Origin of the sequence: Alkalihalobacillus sp. BA299, from assembly GCF_017745675.1 — a bacterium.
In the GTDB taxonomy this organism is placed as follows: Bacteria; Bacillota; Bacilli; order Bacillales; family Bacillaceae_F; genus Alkalihalobacterium.
In genome coordinates this window covers 1-16,884 of sequence record NZ_JAFLJM010000010.1, presented here as the reverse complement: position 1 = coordinate 16,884, position 16,884 = coordinate 1, and the positions used below count along the sequence as shown (strand labels likewise).

Genomic DNA, 16,884 nt, shown 5'->3' with positions numbered 1-16,884 from the left:
ATACATCTAGGAAGAGAGCTTTATGCTCTCTTCTTTTGATTTAAAAAATGATAGTATTTTACGGAATTTTTAACACTAAATTCAATTTTTTACCCATAATGGATTGATTATTCAGACAAATCGTTATATTCTTAAACTTAATAGAGAAGTAAGGAAAAGTATGTGGGGAAATTTTTATATGAATAGAAAACATACCGACCAAGTTCAGCAATATAAACAGCAAGAGGATGAATGGAATAAATATATTCTTTCTACGTTTAACTCCCATCATTTTGTTTATCAAACTGGAAAATGGATCAATGCCCATATCGACGAGGTCATAGAAAAAAGAAAGATCGCTGAATTGTGGTTAGAGATACTTTATGTTCCAACTAAAAATGATATCGCCAACCTAGCAAATAAAGTAATCAAGCATGAAGATCGAGTTGATTTTTTAGAAGACCAACTGTTCAGTCTGAATAAGGAGAGGCGTAAAACCATTGAGGTTTTAAAAAGAACCAATTCCGAAATCACTCTTCTTAAAAATTTTTTAGAAAGTGAAGTTAAGCAGGAAAATCCTAAAACAGAACTAGCACTTTTAAAAGAAGAATTAGTAGGATTAATAGTAGGCTTATAAGAGTTTATAAGTTTGCCTTAATTCATAAATAAAAAGCACCATAAGGAGGAATAAAAATGAGTCAAGAAAATGAAAAAGATACTGAAATTGTTTCAGAAATTAAAAATGATGTTAAAGCAAATGATGATCATTTTACTAGCTTAGATCTCCTATGGAAACAATCGTTACAAGAATTAGATGCGTGGAGTGAGCGTGCATCTTCTCGTGAAGAAGCATTGCTGCGTTACACAAAAAAAATTGTCGCAAATTCGAAAAGAAATCAAGAGAATATTAAAGAGCTAATTGAACAGTTTGTTAAAGAGCAGCGTGATTGGGAAAAAGTTGCTCGTGAAGAACTACTTACTTCGACATCTCATTTACAATATTTATTTCCAATTCAATCTTTCGAAGAGATCAATCGAATCCTCGATAATTTCCAGAATAAAGCTACTGAACTTTCGAAAATTCCTATGTATTCATTGAATAACGCAGAAGTACTTGATAGGTTTGTAGAGTCTGTTGAAAGATTTGTTGCGTTCCGAAAAAACAGCAGGCTTCAGTTTGTTAACAATTTAAAAGGAACACTTAAGATTATCCATGAAAACCAAAGAGGTATGGTTGAATTATTTACAAAACAAGTTAAAAATGTCCTTTTTCCATTTAATATGTATATAGAACGATCAGAAAAAATGACAAATTCATAAAAACCAATATATTCGTATCACTTAAAGAGAAAGGTAGGCGAGGGAAATGTCTGATAACAAAACTTATGATCCGTACGAAGCCTTTAAAAATTATAGTGTCCAATGGGAGAAACAACTGAATGATATGTTTTATCTATGGACAAATAATCCAGAGTTTGTTCGATTTACAAAAATGAATTCGGATGCAAATGCAAATTTTCTTGAATTCATTCGTAAAAATCAGGAATTCTTTGCGAACCAACTTAATATTCCAACCAAAAATGATTTAGCCAATGTTTCTAAAATTGCGATTCAAACGGAAGAAAAGTTAGATCTATTAGAAGAGCAAATTTGGAGCTTGTCCGATTCGTTTGCTGAAACGAATAAAGAGATTGAAAGTATAGTAGACGTGTCAAGAGAAGTGATCAAAGTAACAAAGCAATTAAAAACAGAATTAACGAAAACGAAAAAAGAACTTGTAAGCACAAAGAAATTAAATGAAGAGCTTCAAGAAGTAAAAGAAGAATTAGCGTCTTTAAATGGATTAAAAGAAGAGCTTGCCTCTCTTAAAGATCTAATGGGTACGACGAAAGAAACGGTTTTGGTTGGTGAAGGTGATAAATAATAACGGTAATTGAATGGGGGAATGTTTGTGTCCACGAAAGAGAAAGAAAAGTATTCTATTCCTTTTCAAAGTCTAGACCCAAAAAAAGAGTGGGAGAGATGGGGGAGCTTTTTCAATATTATGAGTGGAAAAAATGCTGAACCAGAGGTGGATCATACACCAAGGCATGCGGTTTGGAAAAAAAATAAAGCCACTTTATGGTATTATCCTGCTCCAGAAAAAAAGTATGATGTTCCGTTATTTATCGTATATTCCTTAATAAACAAGCCTTTTATTTTAGATTTAAATCCAGGTTCAGGTTCGATTGGAGCGCTTATAAACCGTGGTTATGATGTCTTTTTGTTAGATTGGGGTATCGCAGGCTACGAGGATAGCCAAATCGGTTTGGATGATTATGTTATAGAATACATACAGAAAGGTGTAAAGCGTGCGTTACGCCATTCGGGTGCTGAAGAAGTTTCAATCATTGGTTATTGTTTAGGAGGGACGTTAGCTGCAATGTATGCTGCTATTGCTGAAGAACCAATCAAAAACTTGATTGTAGCAACAGCGCCGATTGATTACAGTATTTCGTCCTCTCCAACCAAATGGGATGAAGGACTAAAAAATGGGGACCTAGATATTGAACGAATGATAGATGTTTATGGAAATATGCCACCTTATTTTGTTCAATCGATGATGAGATCGATTACAGCACCTGTTAACTTCACTCCATATGTTATGCTACTGTCCCGTGCAGGTGATGAAAAGTACGTGGAAAAATGGAGTCGTTTTAATAAGTGGATGACAGAACATGTACCATTTACAGGTAAAGCATTTAAACAATTAGTTTTTGATTTGGGTAGAGATAATAAATTAGTTAAAGGCGAACTAATGATAAGGGATAAGAAAGTAGAGTTATCCAATATTAAAGCAAACCTGTATGTTATTAATTCAAAATTTGACCAATTGATCCTCGAAGAACAAAGCTTACCTATTTTAGATCTAGTTTCAAGTGAAGATAAAACGTACAAGCTCGTGGATTCAGGTCACGTTTCATTAGCTGTAACAGGAAAGTTGGCTGTTCTGCTAGACGAATGGTTAGAGAGTCGTTCACAAGTTGTTCAATCAGATAGTTAGTACTATTTAGGACAATACCAAAATAATATAATAATATAGGAGGGCGAAGTCGCCCCATGTAAATTTCAAAGAATAAGAAATTTCGAGGATGTCTAGCTGCAGGTGTCATCGGCTCGAGGTCGCTTCGGTCCATCAAACGTGTCTAAAAGTCAAGACACTAATTGCTGGCCCTCCAGCGTTTGTCGCCGATAAGCAGACACCTTCCGCTTTTCTTGTCTAGCTGCAGCGCCCAGCGTCTAGTGGACTTCGCTCTCCTCCTTACGATAAGTTAACATCAGATCGCTTACGCTCTCTGTGTTGCCTTTATCTCATACGGAGGGCTCCAGTCCATACGCCGCTGAACGGGCGCTTGCGCTTTTCTTATAAAATTTTACATTGCTTTTTCTAGCTTATTTTTATTTAAGAAGGCTCGGAGGACCTTATTAAATTGTTCTGGGGCTTCTAGTTTGGCTATATGCCCTACCCTTCTAAAAATAAATAAGTCTGAATTGGGAATTCGTTTATGCATGAGAATCTGCGCCCATAAAGGAACAATTGCATCATATTGACAGCCGATGATTAACGTCGGTACTTTAATTTCGGAAAGTAATTTTCGGTAATCGACTTTGAGGCAAGCTTCAACTGATTTCAGGTAAGCTGTAGGCTTTGGCCTATGATAATTAGAGAAATGTTCAAACATATTTGAATTCCAGGAATAAAAACACGAACGAGCTGAGATTTGTTTTTGTAGAGCTATAGGTAATTTCTGCATTCGGTATTTTCGAATGTTCATGATGGATTTCCCTAGGTGATCAGGGACATAGTGCAAAGTACTAGCAAGGATTAAAGATCGACAACGATCAGGTGCTTGCCGATATAATTCTTGTGCCACAATACCACCCATAGACAAACCACAGATGTGAGCGCTTTCGATTTTTAGGAAATCAAGTAAAAGAAGAATATCCTTAGCAAAATTTTCTATGGAAATGCCTTCAGTTGTTTCACTTTCGCCATGACCACGTAAATCGGGGATGACCAATTCATATTCATTAGCTAGTTCATGTTGATAAAACCAACCTTCTTTTATTTCACCTAACCCATGGATCAGTACGAGGGGCTCACCTGTTCCAAGATGTTGATAATACATGGTGATGTCACCAATTTTTGTTTTATACATAGTAGGAATCCTCCTAAACAAATAAGTGGTTGTTCTCTCTAATGATCCAACTCACTATTAGTTAACCGAAATTTCAAAAAAGTTTTTTGTATTTCATGTATATGCATACTTGACTGATTATGCACCCTATGTGTAAAATACACTTATAAGAAATTGTTACCGAGGTGTTAGATATGGCAAATGAAAATAAAGATACTTCCATAAGTCCTTCAAAGAATTTTGTGTTGCCATTTATTTTATTAATTTTAAGTAGAATGTCCCTTCATGGTTATGAGTTAAATCAAAAGTTACAATCTTTTGGTTTTCACACTGTGGACCAGGGAAATTTGTATCGATTGTTACGTAAGCTAGAAAAAGAAAACCTTGTTAAATCCGAATGGGATACCACAGGAACTGGACCAGCTAAACGACTTTATTCGATTACGGATGTAGGTAAAAACTTTTTACAAGGCTATGCTAAAAAGCTGGAGCTTTATCAATCCATGCTTGATCAATTTTTTAATATGTATTCGAGTTTTCTTGATCTCTACATCCCTTCTTTTAAAAAGGAGGATAAGATAGAGCAAAATAAAGATCAAAAGAGGAGGAACCAAGATGAGCCAAAAAGCGAAGCAGAAGAATGATGTGAATGTAACAGAAACATTTGTAGAAACGTTCTGGGATCAATTAGAGGAATCCTTGTCCCGTTTAAGTAAGGAAAATGATGAAAGATCAGAGGCTTACTTAAATGCAATTAAACAAATGAATAAATTTAATGGAGATTATCGTAATACGATTAGAGGGCTTTATGAAGAATCTAAAAGTACTAATGAAGAGCTATTAAAAGGGTTTTCCTCAAGTATTTCAGAAAGGCTTGAAAAAGAACCATCCCAGAATTCTCAAGAATTTGTCCAGCAATGGCGAGATCTTGCATCTAGATTTGAAGAAATGGCTCTAACACCAGTTAATCAAACGTTTAATATGATTGAACGTATCGAAAAGCGAGTGGAACAAAACACCGAAGAATACATTAAGTATAGTCGTAATCGTCGTGCAGCATGGACTTCTGTTACAAATGAATATATCAAAATATTAAGAGAGCAAAATAAAGCATTTGCAGGACGTATGGAGGAGAGTTTCCGTACATTAGTACAAACAGGAACGAATTAATTTTTTCTACATTTGAAAACAACTTTTTGTATAATTAAATGATGATTACGCTTAGGATCATACACCGAACAAGTATTAATTTAAAACCTTGCTTAATAAAGGGGGATAGCTTAGCGCTGTTCCCTTTTATTTTTTTCTACTTTGGAAAGAATAAAGACGAATAAATCAATACTTTAGGAGAAAAATATGAAAATGTTGTGCATTGATGGCGGGGGTATTCGTGGTGTGTTTGCTCTTGCCATATTAAAAGCATTAGAAGAGGAATGTGATTGTCAGATTGGTGACCTGTTTGATTGTATTGCTGGGACCAGTACAGGGGCGGTCATTGCTGCATCTATTTCTATAAAAAAGGATATGAAGGAAGTCCTTAAAAATTATGAGACATATGGAAAAAAAATCTTTGTTCGTCAGACAAAGGTTGGTTTATTTAAAAGTGTATATAGCGATCACTATTTAAGACATTTTCTTCAAGAGGCTTTTGGAGATTTGACATTGGCAGATATTGAAAAGCCGCTGCTTATTCCAGCAGTCGATTTAACCCATGGTAAACCATTTGTTCATCGTTCTAACTTTGGCCATCCTGAAAATGATGATCTCTCTGTTAAGCTTTGGGATGCCGTCCTTTCTTCATGCTCAGCACCCGTTTATTTTCCTCCTAATCAAGTGAAAAATAAGTACTTATCGATCGATGGCGGGTTATGGGCGAATAACCCATCTTTAGTTTGCGTTACAGAAGCTATGGAATTTTTCAATCGATCATTAAAAGAAATTAATATTTTGTCGCTTGGTACAGGGCAGCAAAATATTGATTTTACAGTTGATGATAATATGGATTGGGGTGTAAAAAAATGGTTGCCATTTCAATTTCCATCGATGAAAGTAACACCTAAATTACTAGATTTAGCCCTTCATTTATCGTCAGAGTCAGTTTCCTACCACTGTCAACATCTTCTTGGCGAGAACTATTTACGATTAAATGAGCAATTAGGCAAAGAAATGCCGTTTGATGAAACAAAGTATATAAATGAACTCATTCAATTAGGGAGTAAGGTGTTCAATGACAAAAAAGCAGAAGTGTTGGAGTTTTTCAATGCTTGAGAGTGGATAGAACGAAATTGAATAGTACAAATGATAAATAGAAACTGACACCATTTAACATGGTGCCAGGCACCTTTACTTCACTAAAGTGAAAATGATACCTGTTTTTTCTAACATAAAGTTAGCGGATGTGTTAGAAAATAGTGTTGAAGGAGGGATGAAGATGCCACATAAAAAACATAGGGGTCAACCATTAGACCTGGCATTAAGTGAAAATGAAGTTAGTCAAGAATTTGCAGAGGAGCTAGCGGACGGTGGTGAAAGAAATATCGCTGTGGAAAAGCAAAAAAATAGAAATATAAATAAGTCATTAAAAAAGGCAAACGGTGGAACGAAAAGAACAGATTAGAAATATTGAATTATTGCTTTAAAATATTATAAGTGTCAAACCACCAGTCATTTTCCTGTGGAAAGCAGAAAAAAGGCTGGTTTTGTTATTTTTATTTGTTAATAAATAAATACAGAAGCAATATAAGCTTCTAATCTTTTTAACATAGTTTAGAAGAGAACGGATTAACACCTATAAGAGGAAAAATGCTTGTAACCGGTGTTACTGGAGAAGTAGGGAGTCTTGTCGTTGCAAGATTATAGAAACGAGGTTATGATGTAGTTGCAAGAAAATGCAAGGAAGCGGAGCACGATTTTTTACATACTCTTGGCGCTAATGAAGTAATCTCACGTGAAGATGTTGTACCCGAGAAAAATCGCTCGTGTGATAAGCAATTTTGGGCTAGGGCTGTTGGATCCTGTAGGCGGTAAGACATTAGCAGCTCACCTATAAGAAAAGGGTTCATAACAAGAAGATGAACCCTTTTCGTTTTACACAACTAAACCGTTATAAGTATTTTTTTATTTAGTTTAAGTAAGACATGTTTTGGTCTATTTTTAACTGAGAACGGGATAGGATTTATTTCATTTTCTAGAAAGGAATACTTAAGCTGAATACCTTGACGGCTAACGGTTTCTTTTAATAAACTTTCAAGGTATCGATCAATATAAATATCCGACTCAATGATTTTTATTAATAGTGTTTCCTTATCTACTTTTGAAATTCGACTAATTTGTTCTTTAAATGTTTGTAAAAAGCGGCTAAAGCACCTCAGTTTATCAAAAGTTAACCGTTTGGGGTGATCATCCTGAAGGACGGCTAAGTGATATAATTTTTCTTTCAGATCAGGGTCTAAATCAAGTGTTTCAATTTTATTCAGGATAAGAAGGCGTTTTGAATAATCTAATCTACGAAACTTCAGAGGAATGTTGGGGTGAAATAGGTAATTCAACACTTCACGACATGGGTAACCTGTTTCTTTTGCGATTACTTCAAGTGGAATATGCTTTCTAAGTTGTACAAATAGTACGTGTTTATCTAATGGATCAAGTCGGGAGTATTGAAGTAAGTATCGTAAAATAATTAACAGTCGTTCTTTTCTACTTATTGATGTATTAATGGTTATACAAGGCAGAAGAACATTTTCTGCAGTTTCACTAAAAGTCTCTTTAAAAGCAAAATAATCTTGATAGCTACCTATAAGTAAATATTTTCCGTTTGGTTGCTTTTCAACAAACAGCGGAATAAATAGTACCGATTTAAAATTCATATTTTGTTTAATGGTGTTTACCTCACTCTTACACTTTTTTATTTCAAAAGCAGGAGTTATCTTTGAAAGTGGAATTTTCATCATTTCCATACACTTCACCCCTTAAGAAGAGAGTATGAAGCGTAATTTTTGTCTTATTCCTCTTCTTTTAGGGATTTAAAAATAACGAGTGGTTCGTATGATGAAGAAATTACTACTTTGTTTGCTTAATTAAGAATAAAGTTCGTAAAAGGTTGTGCTCATCGTGAAAAAATATCAAGTTTGGATTATGTTAATTTTAGCAACTTTGTTTTGGGCCGGAAATTTTGTTTTTGGAAGTTTCGTAGTAACTGAAATCGATCCAGTTTGGATGACATTTTCTAGATGGTTTTTTGCATTATTCTTATTGTTTCCGATTGCTCACTTCCTAGAAAAGCCGAATTGGAAACTAATTAAAAAGGATTGGCCTTACTTAATTTTGGTCGGAGTTCTTGGAATTATCGGTTACAACTTGATTCTATATTCCGCATTAGAATACACGACTTCTATAAACGCTTCGTTAGTTGCAGCTATGAACCCAGGCGTCATTGTGGTCGCTTCTGTTATATTATTAAAAGAAAAATTATCGAAAGCACAGATTCTAGGATTTTGCATTTCTTTAGCTGGAGCAATCATTATTTTAACGCAAGGCGAGTTTAGTCGTATTTTTCAATTTGACTTTAATAAAGGCGACCTTTTGATGGTTGGTGCAATTGTTGTCTGGACTTTTTATTCAATTATTGGAAAACGTCTAACGTTACCACCGATCACTGCTACAGCAGTATCAACGTTATTTGCGATACTACTTCTAGCTCCATTTGTTTTATCACAAGGATTAACTTTTTATTCAGATTTGAGTCCGCTTGCACTTACTGGTATTGTTTATTTCGTTATTTTTCCATCGGTTTGCTCATTTATTTTTTGGAATGTGGCTGTTCGTGAAATTGGTGCTAGTCAGTCTGGCATTTTTTTAAACCTGATCCCTGTTTTCACAGCGATTATCAGTGTGTTATTAGGTAACATGATCACACTTGTCCAAATATTAGGTGGACTATTCGTTTTTATTGGTGTTTATTTGACGACAGGATTAATGGATCAAAAATTATCCTCTCGTTGGAAAAAAGCTGCTTTACGAAAGTCCAGTTAAGTTGAAATAATGACTAAAGGAAAATAATAGGATTCGATCCTCCTTTTTAGAGCCTGACTCTCCTTTTCAATTAGGGATCTTAATTGTATATAGCCATCTAATCGAAAAATGGATATCATAACCCCTTACTTTTTATCCTTTTTAAAGAATGTAAGGGAGACTCTTCACAAAATTGAAAGATTTATACACCAAAGTATTGCTTATTCTTTGTTATACTTAAAGGTGATTTAAATGCTGACAGCTCGGAAAGGGGCAACGAGATGAATATTTTCTTAACAGGAGGTACTGGTTTTCTAGGTACTCAACTGATATTACAATTAATAGAGTCAAAACATAAAGTATTTGTGTTGGCTCGTTCAAAAAAGAAGAGTCATGTTTTATTAGATAAAATTCCTCTACATCAACAATCTCAAATTGAAATTATTGAGGGTGACCTTTCCAATTCTGAACTATCGATTTCTAAAGATGATCAAATTAGATTAGAAAATAATATTGATGTATTTTATCATATTGCTGCTCTTTTATCGTTCGATATGAAAAAAAAAGAAGAGTTAAATAAAATTAACTATCATGGTACTCAAAACACATTAGAGTTCGCAAAAAATATCGGTGTTAAATCTTATTATTATGTTAGTACAGCTTATACTTTAGGAAAGAAAGTTCAAGCGAGTGAAACTTTACATGATCTTAACGGAGAATTTAATAATGCATACGAAGAAACGAAATGTAAGGCGGAGCATTTAGTGATGAATTTCAGCAAGACGATGAAGATTTCTATTTTTAGACCAGCGATTATCGTAGGCGATTCTAAAACAGGTAAAACAGAATCAATGTTTGGCTTGTATGGATTTTTAAAAGGGCTTGAAATTTTTAAAAAGAGAATTTCTAGAGTTAGTGATTATAAAGAAAAGATGTTTAATATAATTGGAAATCCTTTAGGCACGCAAAATTTTGTGCCTATTGATTTCGTTTGTCGAGTTCTTATCGCTGGATTAGAAAATGCTCAACACGAAAAAATCTATCACATTACTAATCCTAATCCACCAGTAAATAATACGGGATTAAAAGTCATCCAGAAATTACTGGATTTACCTCCTATCCAATTTAGTCGAAAAGAAACTGTGACATTAACAAAAGAAGAAGCAGTTTTAAACGAGTTTATCTCAAGTTTTTCGGTATATTTTAATCGAGATATTGAATTTGATATCTCTAACACGAAGGAACTCCTGAAAGCAACAAATAATAGAGTGTTAATGATGGATGATGACATGTTTAAGACAATTATTCTGGGCTATAAAAAAGAAAAAGAACCAGTGTTATCTTAAAAAGGAAGCTTATAGTAAAGAAAGTAAGTTAAGATTATACCAAATTTGGAGAGCTGACTCATATTTCTGGAGTCAGCTCCTTTTATTTATATCATAATTCAATTAAAATAACAGAAAATTTTACAAAATTAACCTAATATTTATCTTTTCATAATATATTAAAAACTTTTCGGTAGAACTATAGAAATAGTACTAATAGCTTAGTTGTGATCATTTTAGAACCACAATATGACATTTACTCATACATTGATCCTTCTTTTCGAAAATCTTTTACACATTCCTACATGAATTTACATATAAGATAAGGCAATAGAAGCTGTTTGATCTTAATAGAATATTGTTAAAATGGTCAAATAGTAAAGAATATAAAAAGTTGGTGGAAAGTATGTTTTCAAATTTTGAATTAGGTATTGATTTAGGAACAGCTAATACTCTTGTATATAGTAGAGATAAAGGAATAATAATGAACGACCCGTCCGTAGTTGCAATAAATAAACAAACACAGGAAGTTGTAGCTGTAGGAATGGACGCTAAACAAATGGTCGGTAAGACTCCTGAGAATATTAGAGTGGTTAGTCCGCTAAAAAATGGTGTCATTGCTGATTTTGATGTAACTGCTATGCTGCTTAAGCATGTGATGAATGTTTCAGCTAAAAAACTGGGATTGTCGTTTAGAAAACCGAGCGTCATCATTTGTGCCCCGTCTGGATCTACTTCGGTAGAACAACGAGCGATCATAGACGCCGTTAGAAGCTGCGGTGCAAAGCAGGTAGAACTGATTGAGGGACCTGTTGCAGCAGCGATTGGCGCCGGTTTACCAGTGGATGAACCGATTGCGAATGTTGTTGTAGATATTGGCGGAGGAACTACTGAAGTAGCGATTATTTCTTTTGGTGGCGTTGTAACCTGTCATTCTATTCGGATTGGCGGACATAAATTCGATGAAGACATCATTCAATATATCCGTAAAAAGTATAATCTCCTAATTGGTGAAAGAACAGCAGAACAAATAAAAATGGATATCGGCTATGCTCCTTGCGAACATGAAAAGGAGTCGATTGAAATTAGAGGTAGAGACCTTGTTACAGGTTTACCTCAAAATATTACGATTCATTCGACAGAAATTCAATATTCTATAAAGGAGGATCTGCTTCACATTTTAGAAGCAATACGAGCCACTTTAGAAGAATGTCCACCAGAGTTAAGTGGAGATATCGTTGAACGGGGCGTGATTTTGACTGGTGGTGGTGCTTTATTAAATGGGATCGAGAACTGGTTGAGTGAAGAGATCTTCGTTCCTGTAATGATTGCACCAAGTCCATTAGAATCGGTTGCTATCGGAACTGGTAAATCTCTTAAAATGTTATCAAAATTTAAAAAACGAGTTGTCTAATCGATAGTTATTATTGTTGAAAAGCGCCTTTTTGCCATTAGAGCTAAAGGCGCTTTTCTATTAGGAATTTCATTTTAGTTTTAGAAGTATAAACCTATTGTGAGTGGCTATTCTAGTCATACAAAGGTAATATTTCTACTCACAAAAATATAGTATTGATTAAGTCATTAGGCCAGTTGAAAGAAGGAATGATCGTGTATACATCCAATCATGTTGATGTTGTAATTATCGGAGCTGGCTTGTCAGGATTAGCTGCAGCTCATGAACTAAAAAAAGCAGATTTATCATTCGGTGTATTGGAAGCACGTGAACGCTCTGGAGGTCGACTATTTAGTTTAACTGAAGTAGGTTTCGGACTTGATTTAGGGGCACAATGGGTAAGTTCTTCTCATCTGAGAGTTATACAATTAATTGATGAATATGGCTTGAAGTTAATTTCAACATATCAAAAGGGAAAAACGATATACGAACAAAGTGGTAGTATAAAAAAAGTTCATGGTTCTTTTCCCCAAATGTCGAGGTTGGCAATTATTGACCTTTTTAAAATGAAACGAAATATCAATCATATAATTAAACAACTTCCTGAAAAACCGTGGAAATCAGATTTAGGACAGAGCCTTGATAAAATTACGATGCAAAATTTTGTTGATAAACATATGTTTTCTGATGAGGGGAAAAAGGTTTTTGCTTTATTAGCTGAAGAAGAAATGAATGAGAAATTACATAATGTATCTGCACTCGATGTCCTTTGGTTTATAAAATCAGCAGGTAATGTGAATAAATTATTGGCAGCTGAACAATTTTGGATCGAACCTGGCGCAACAGCGTTGGTTAAGCGAATGATTGAGCATTTACAAGGGAGGGTTTTTTTCGGAAAACCGGTAAGCAAAATTGAGTATGGTAGTGAAAATGTGGTTATTAGCTCAAATGGTGAAAGATGGGAAGCGACAAAAGTGATTATTACTGCCCCACCGAATATCGTTCGGCACATTACGTTTGATCCAAGGCTGCCAAAGGATCGGGAGGAGCTACAATCATTAGCAACTTTTCCATTTGTGATTAAAATGGTCTTAATTTATGATCGGCCATTTTGGCGCGAGGAAGAATTGAATGGCTCGTTATATTCAGACAAAGGGCCAATTAGTTTTACGATGGATAGTACACCAGAAGACGAGATTTTCGGAGTGCTAACGGTATTAATAGGTGGAGAAAATGCAAAAATCTTTAGTAAGATGGGTAAGGATTATAGAAAACAAGAAACGTTAAAGTCATTAGTCCGCTTTTATGGTAAGAAGGCTGCTACCCCTATCCGTTTTTTGGAAAAAGATTGGTCAGAAGAAAAATGGACAGGTGGTGGTTATGGTAGTCACTTTCCACCAGGAGTTCTAACGAAATACGGCTCAGCACTAAGCGAACCGATTGGTCCAATTCATTGGGCAGGAACAGAAACTGCTAATGAATGGCGTATATATATGGAAGGAGCAATTCAATCAGGACAAAGGGCAGCAGAGGAAGTAATTAAGAGTATTAAAATGAAGTAGTTGCCATCGCAGGGTGACTTATAAGTGTTTACGCTCCTCAGATTTATCGAAATTTGGTTTAAGAGTGTCTAACACCTGTCTCTTAGTTACCCTCTTTTTAAATTATCCTCTTCAAAGCTCTTCATATTGTTGTTTTTTTAATTGACCTCCGCACTGACTTCGCTTTTAATTTGGCTTTGATCTGTACTTTTTACTTTAAATGTTAAAAATAAACCAATCAATAAACAGAAGGAACAAAAGAGAAAGGCCGCTTTAAAACCACCCCAATCATCGATTAGCCAACCAGCAATAGTAGGACCAATAAATTGACCGATTGCAAAGTATAAAGTGACATAACTAAAAGCTAGTGGCATGTCAGCTGGTTTTACTTGATCCATACTTGCAGCTTGAACTAATGTAAATAAACCGATTAAAGTACAGCTTAAAACGACAATATGAATGATGAAACCTACAATTGTTGGGTATAAAATTGGCAAAAGCATTGAAGTTAAGGTAAGGCCCATTGTTAAAATTAATGATTTTCTCCTTCCTAAGTTATCTGAAATTATCCCCCAAATAGGACCACTAAAAATGGACAAAATACCATTTAGAGCGATTAACTGTCCCGCTAATGTAGCGTCGATTCCGTATTCGATCATAAAACTCATAATAAACAACATTTGGATAATGTAGGCGATCCCAATAATACCGTAAATCAATCCGACATTAATGACTGTACGATTTTTATAAATATCTCTAGGTCGGGTATGTTGTTGATTTTGATCAAAGGTTGCGGTAAAAGGTGGGTTTTTAATGAATAGTATTGTTAAGACAACTACGATAAAACTAAAGATAGCAAACAACCCCCAAGACATTCTCCAACCGAGAACAGGATAAATGCTATTTAAGTAAGGAACAATGATACCAGTCAATAGCATTCCAACACCAACGCCACTTGCTGTCAGTCCGATGACGAATCCTTTATGTTGTGGGAACCAAGCAACGAGCAAAGAAATTAACGGAGTGTACGTAAATGCTGTACCTATCCCTAATAAGAGCATAAAAATTATGATCACTCCATAAAAAGAACTGAATGAAAGTCCAAGAAAACCGATTGTAACTATAGAGATACCAAGTAAAATCGTTTTTTTACCACCCCATTTAGCAGCAAGTATTCCAGCATACATGACCATACTTACATAACCTAATGAAGTGATGGTACCGAGCAGCCCAGCTTCTTTGTATGTAATATTTAAACCACCTCTCATAAAAGGGAGTACAACTCCATAGGAAAGTCTTGCGAAAGCTAGTACGACTATCGTTGTTAACATTCCTATCGCCCCATACATCCATATTCTCTTATTTTTATTTATTTGCATAAAGAACTTCCTTTCTGATTAAGTTAAATAATTTTCTTTGTACACTCTATATAAATATTGAGTTAGTTTTTAATTAGTAGGTTAATATTCTGATAATTAATTTTACATTGTTTTTGTCAAAAATGAAAATAATTTACTCTTATGAATTCAGAACACTTTGTGCAAATAGGTTGAAAGATTTCTAAAAGAGGAGTAAGGTATATTAATGTTATGAATGTAGGGAGACGAAATATTAGTTTGTTCATTAAAACAAAGGGGAAATCATATGTGTAGATGGATCAATGATAATTTATATTGGATGTACTCCTCAATCTTGTTCCTGTTTATTATAAATACTTTTATTGAAAATATTGTAGTAACTTATATTGTTGGCATTTTAGCAATACCAATGTTAGGCATTTCTTTTCTGGGAGCAACTAGGTTGTTTCGCATTATGGGTACTATTTTTTTAGGGATTGGGGTAGTGTTATATATTTATTCAGGACTACCAATCTACCAAATCCCACTTTATACAACTTCAACAATGCCATTATTAGCTTTTTTGACCGTACTTCCATGGATGCATAATGTTGTGCGATCGGGCCGTTTTGATCGCAGAATTAATGAAATAATGAAAGCTAATGTAGCTGATCTAGGGAAGCTGTATGTGAGAAGTTCATTTACGACATACATTTTATGTACGTTTATCAATTTATCTGCCCTTCCATTAACACAAGATGTTCTTAAACATAACATGGAAAAAATGAAGAAGAACATTTCTGATTCCTTTATTAGTCGAACAACCTTAAGAGCATTTGCTCTTGCATTAGCTTGGAGTCCGATGGAAATCATGGTTGCCATTACGGTCGATGCGACGGGGATAAGCTACCTATCATACTTACCTTGGTTGTTTTTGTGTTCGATGATTATCTTCACTTTAGATAGTCTTTGGAGTCAAAAGAGATTTCAATCAATACCATACCAACCCTTAGGAAACGAATTGGTTAAGAAGCTTCAACCAAAAAAAATTATTTTTCAAATTGTTCAATTAATAATCGCGCTGACAACTTTTTTAGTCATAGTTGTAGCAGTTGGAAATTACTTCATGCTAAACTTTATCTTATCTGTTACATTAGTTATTTTACCCTTTTCGATTGGGTGGGCTATTATATTGAAAAGATGGCATAGCTTCTGTTCTATTGGTTGGAAAACTTGGAAAGTAAGAACGAATAACATGCAAAATTTTGTCGTTCTTTTTTTATCTTTAGCGTTCTTTTCAAGTAGTTTGAATGAAACTCCATTTCTTCAAGCGATTCAACAGCCATTTTTAGGGGCATCCGATCAGCCGGTAATTATATTATTTCTCATTCAAATGACATATCTCGCCATGAGTATGATCGGTGTTCATCCAATAGCTACGATTGGTGTATTAATCGAAGTGTTACCACCATTGTATACGATCGTAAACCCAGTAAGTATTGGCTTGGTGCTTATTACCGGAGCGTTAGCGACGGCGACAGTCGGGACCTACGGGGTTACCGTAACTATGACATCAATGAATACACATCAAAACCCATACCGGATTACCGTTCGCAATATGCCCTTTGCACTTTTTTACGGAGCAATTGGTGTCTTGGTTGGCTTTTTATTACTGTAAAAGCTTTCTCAGTTTGATAAGTAATTCCAATACCGTGGATAAAAGGTAAAATAGATTGTAAAAAAGTATTGAAAATCACAACAGAAAAAGCAAAAGAAATCACAATACATTTAGCTTATAAAACGCTTGGATTTGAAGTGACCCCAAAAAGTTAGACAGATAATTTTATTAAGCTGCTTGTTGGGCAAGTGTTCGGTATTGTATCGGACTCTTGCCTTTTAATTTTGACTTTATACGTTTGTTATTATAATAAAACATGTATTCCTCAAGTTCTTGTTTAAAATGTTCAATGCTTTCAAATTCATTTAGATAAAGAAATTCAGACTTCATAATTCCAAAGAAATTCTCTATAACGGCGTTGTCATAACAGTTTCCTTTACGTGACATGCTTTGTGTTATTCCATGTTCTTTTAAGGCATGACGATACTGTTTCATTTGGTAAT

General features: G+C 34.6%; 17 protein-coding genes and 1 pseudogene. 14 read left to right on the top strand and 4 right to left on the bottom strand.

What is annotated here, in order from left to right; all coding sequences use genetic code 11:
- The first annotated feature begins 178 nt into the window (after positions 1-178).
- Genes J0N78_RS13970 through J0N78_RS13955 form a run of 4 tightly spaced genes read left to right on the top strand, consistent with a single transcriptional unit; the run spans position 179 to position 3,022 of the window.
- Positions 179-616 (top strand): hypothetical protein, encoded by a 438-nt coding sequence (locus J0N78_RS13970; protein ID WP_209123731.1) that lies wholly within the window; start codon positions 179-181, stop codon positions 614-616.
- A gap of 56 nt (positions 617-672) precedes the next feature.
- Positions 673-1,299, top strand: a complete 627-nt coding sequence (locus J0N78_RS13965) for a hypothetical protein (RefSeq protein ID WP_209123730.1) — start codon at positions 673-675, stop codon at positions 1,297-1,299.
- Positions 1,300-1,345: 46 nt separating this feature from the next.
- Positions 1,346-1,903: a polyhydroxyalkanoate biosynthesis repressor PhaR gene (locus J0N78_RS13960; RefSeq protein ID WP_209123729.1), complete on the top strand. Its 558-nt coding sequence runs from the start codon at positions 1,346-1,348 to the stop codon at positions 1,901-1,903.
- Between the two features lie 27 nt (positions 1,904-1,930).
- Positions 1,931-3,022, top strand: a complete 1,092-nt coding sequence (locus tag J0N78_RS13955) for an alpha/beta fold hydrolase (RefSeq protein WP_307794939.1) — start codon at positions 1,931-1,933, stop codon at positions 3,020-3,022.
- Positions 3,023-3,392: 370 nt separating this feature from the next.
- Here J0N78_RS13955 and J0N78_RS13950 read toward each other — a convergent pair whose 3' ends face one another.
- Positions 3,393-4,178: an alpha/beta fold hydrolase gene (locus J0N78_RS13950; RefSeq protein ID WP_209123727.1), complete on the bottom strand. Its 786-nt coding sequence runs from the start codon at positions 4,176-4,178 to the stop codon at positions 3,393-3,395.
- Between the two features lie 173 nt (positions 4,179-4,351).
- Here J0N78_RS13950 and phaQ point away from each other — a divergent pair, with 173 nt between their 5' ends.
- The 5 genes and pseudogenes from phaQ to J0N78_RS25815 form a co-directional block, all read left to right on the top strand.
- Positions 4,352-4,801, top strand: a complete 450-nt coding sequence (gene phaQ, locus J0N78_RS13945; RefSeq protein ID WP_209123726.1) for a poly-beta-hydroxybutyrate-responsive repressor — start codon at positions 4,352-4,354, stop codon at positions 4,799-4,801.
- Entirely contained in the window at positions 4,773-5,327 is a 555-nt protein-coding gene (locus J0N78_RS13940; protein WP_209123725.1) for a hypothetical protein, read from the top strand. Before phaQ ends, J0N78_RS13940 begins: the two co-directional genes overlap by 29 nt.
- 186 nt (positions 5,328-5,513) lie before the next feature.
- On the top strand, positions 5,514-6,425 hold the full coding sequence (locus J0N78_RS13935; RefSeq protein WP_209123724.1) for a CBASS cGAMP-activated phospholipase: 912 nt from the start codon (positions 5,514-5,516) through the stop codon (positions 6,423-6,425).
- A gap of 163 nt (positions 6,426-6,588) precedes the next feature.
- The gene (locus J0N78_RS13930) at positions 6,589-6,774 is read left to right on the top strand and encodes a hypothetical protein (protein WP_247747316.1); all 186 of its coding nucleotides are present in this window, start codon (positions 6,589-6,591) and stop codon (positions 6,772-6,774) included.
- A 143-nt stretch (positions 6,775-6,917) separates the two neighbouring features.
- A pseudogene (locus J0N78_RS25815) lies at positions 6,918-7,203 on the top strand (NAD-dependent epimerase/dehydratase family protein); the annotation flags it as partial.
- 49 nt (positions 7,204-7,252) lie between these two features.
- Here J0N78_RS25815 and J0N78_RS13925 read toward each other — a convergent pair.
- A complete protein-coding gene (locus J0N78_RS13925; protein ID WP_209123722.1) occupies positions 7,253-8,113 on the bottom strand; it encodes a hypothetical protein in 861 nt (286 codons plus the stop codon).
- Between the two features lie 154 nt (positions 8,114-8,267).
- On the opposite strand from J0N78_RS13925, the gene J0N78_RS13920 reads away from it, so the two are divergent.
- The 4 genes from J0N78_RS13920 (at position 8,268) to J0N78_RS13905 (ending at position 13,447) form a co-directional block, all read left to right on the top strand.
- On the top strand, positions 8,268-9,188 hold the full coding sequence (locus tag J0N78_RS13920; RefSeq protein ID WP_307794938.1) for a DMT family transporter: 921 nt from the start codon (positions 8,268-8,270) through the stop codon (positions 9,186-9,188).
- 260 nt (positions 9,189-9,448) lie between these two features.
- Positions 9,449-10,513 (top strand): SDR family oxidoreductase, encoded by a 1,065-nt coding sequence (locus J0N78_RS13915; protein ID WP_209123721.1) that lies wholly within the window; start codon positions 9,449-9,451, stop codon positions 10,511-10,513.
- Between the two features lie 385 nt (positions 10,514-10,898).
- Positions 10,899-11,906, top strand: coding sequence for a rod-share determining protein MreBH (gene mreBH, locus J0N78_RS13910; RefSeq protein ID WP_209123720.1), 1,008 nt, complete (start codon positions 10,899-10,901; stop codon positions 11,904-11,906).
- 194 nt (positions 11,907-12,100) lie between these two features.
- Positions 12,101-13,447, top strand: a complete 1,347-nt coding sequence (locus tag J0N78_RS13905) for a flavin monoamine oxidase family protein (RefSeq protein WP_209123719.1) — start codon at positions 12,101-12,103, stop codon at positions 13,445-13,447.
- 137 nt (positions 13,448-13,584) lie between these two features.
- Here J0N78_RS13905 and J0N78_RS13900 read toward each other — a convergent pair whose 3' ends face one another.
- Positions 13,585-14,805, bottom strand: coding sequence for an MFS transporter (locus J0N78_RS13900; RefSeq protein ID WP_209123718.1), 1,221 nt, complete (start codon positions 14,803-14,805; stop codon positions 13,585-13,587).
- A 265-nt stretch (positions 14,806-15,070) separates the two neighbouring features.
- On the opposite strand from J0N78_RS13900, the gene J0N78_RS13895 reads away from it, so the two are divergent.
- Positions 15,071-16,441 carry a hypothetical protein gene (locus tag J0N78_RS13895; protein ID WP_209123717.1) on the top strand — a complete coding sequence of 457 codons (1,371 nt, stop codon included), beginning with the start codon at positions 15,071-15,073 and terminating at the stop codon, positions 16,439-16,441.
- Positions 16,442-16,609: 168 nt separating this feature from the next.
- On the opposite strand, the gene J0N78_RS13890 is transcribed toward J0N78_RS13895, so the two are convergent.
- The coding region (locus tag J0N78_RS13890; protein WP_209123716.1) for an IS3 family transposase at positions 16,610-16,884 on the bottom strand (275 nt) is incomplete at its 5' end.

Bases quoted from the DNA above. Each gene is read 5' to 3' on its own strand.
- J0N78_RS13970 (WP_209123731.1), top strand. From the start codon at position 179: ATGAATAGAAAACATACCGACCAAGTTCAGCAATATAAACAGCAAGAG.
- J0N78_RS13965 (WP_209123730.1), top strand. From the start codon at position 673: ATGAGTCAAGAAAATGAAAAAGATACTGAAATTGTTTCAGAAATTAAA.
- J0N78_RS13960 (WP_209123729.1), top strand. From the start codon at position 1,346: ATGTCTGATAACAAAACTTATGATCCGTACGAAGCCTTTAAAAATTAT.
- J0N78_RS13950 (WP_209123727.1), bottom strand. From the start codon at position 4,178: ATGTATAAAACAAAAATTGGTGACATCACCATGTATTATCAACATCTT.
- phaQ (WP_209123726.1), top strand. From the start codon at position 4,352: ATGGCAAATGAAAATAAAGATACTTCCATAAGTCCTTCAAAGAATTTT.
- J0N78_RS13940 (WP_209123725.1), top strand. From the start codon at position 4,773: ATGAGCCAAAAAGCGAAGCAGAAGAATGATGTGAATGTAACAGAAACA.
- J0N78_RS13935 (WP_209123724.1), top strand. From the start codon at position 5,514: ATGAAAATGTTGTGCATTGATGGCGGGGGTATTCGTGGTGTGTTTGCT.
- J0N78_RS13930 (WP_247747316.1), top strand. From the start codon at position 6,589: ATGCCACATAAAAAACATAGGGGTCAACCATTAGACCTGGCATTAAGT.
- J0N78_RS13925 (WP_209123722.1), bottom strand. From the start codon at position 8,113: ATGGAAATGATGAAAATTCCACTTTCAAAGATAACTCCTGCTTTTGAA.
- J0N78_RS13915 (WP_209123721.1), top strand. From the start codon at position 9,449: ATGAATATTTTCTTAACAGGAGGTACTGGTTTTCTAGGTACTCAACTG.
- mreBH (WP_209123720.1), top strand. From the start codon at position 10,899: ATGTTTTCAAATTTTGAATTAGGTATTGATTTAGGAACAGCTAATACT.
- J0N78_RS13900 (WP_209123718.1), bottom strand. From the start codon at position 14,805: ATGCAAATAAATAAAAATAAGAGAATATGGATGTATGGGGCGATAGGA.
- J0N78_RS13895 (WP_209123717.1), top strand. From the start codon at position 15,071: ATGTGTAGATGGATCAATGATAATTTATATTGGATGTACTCCTCAATC.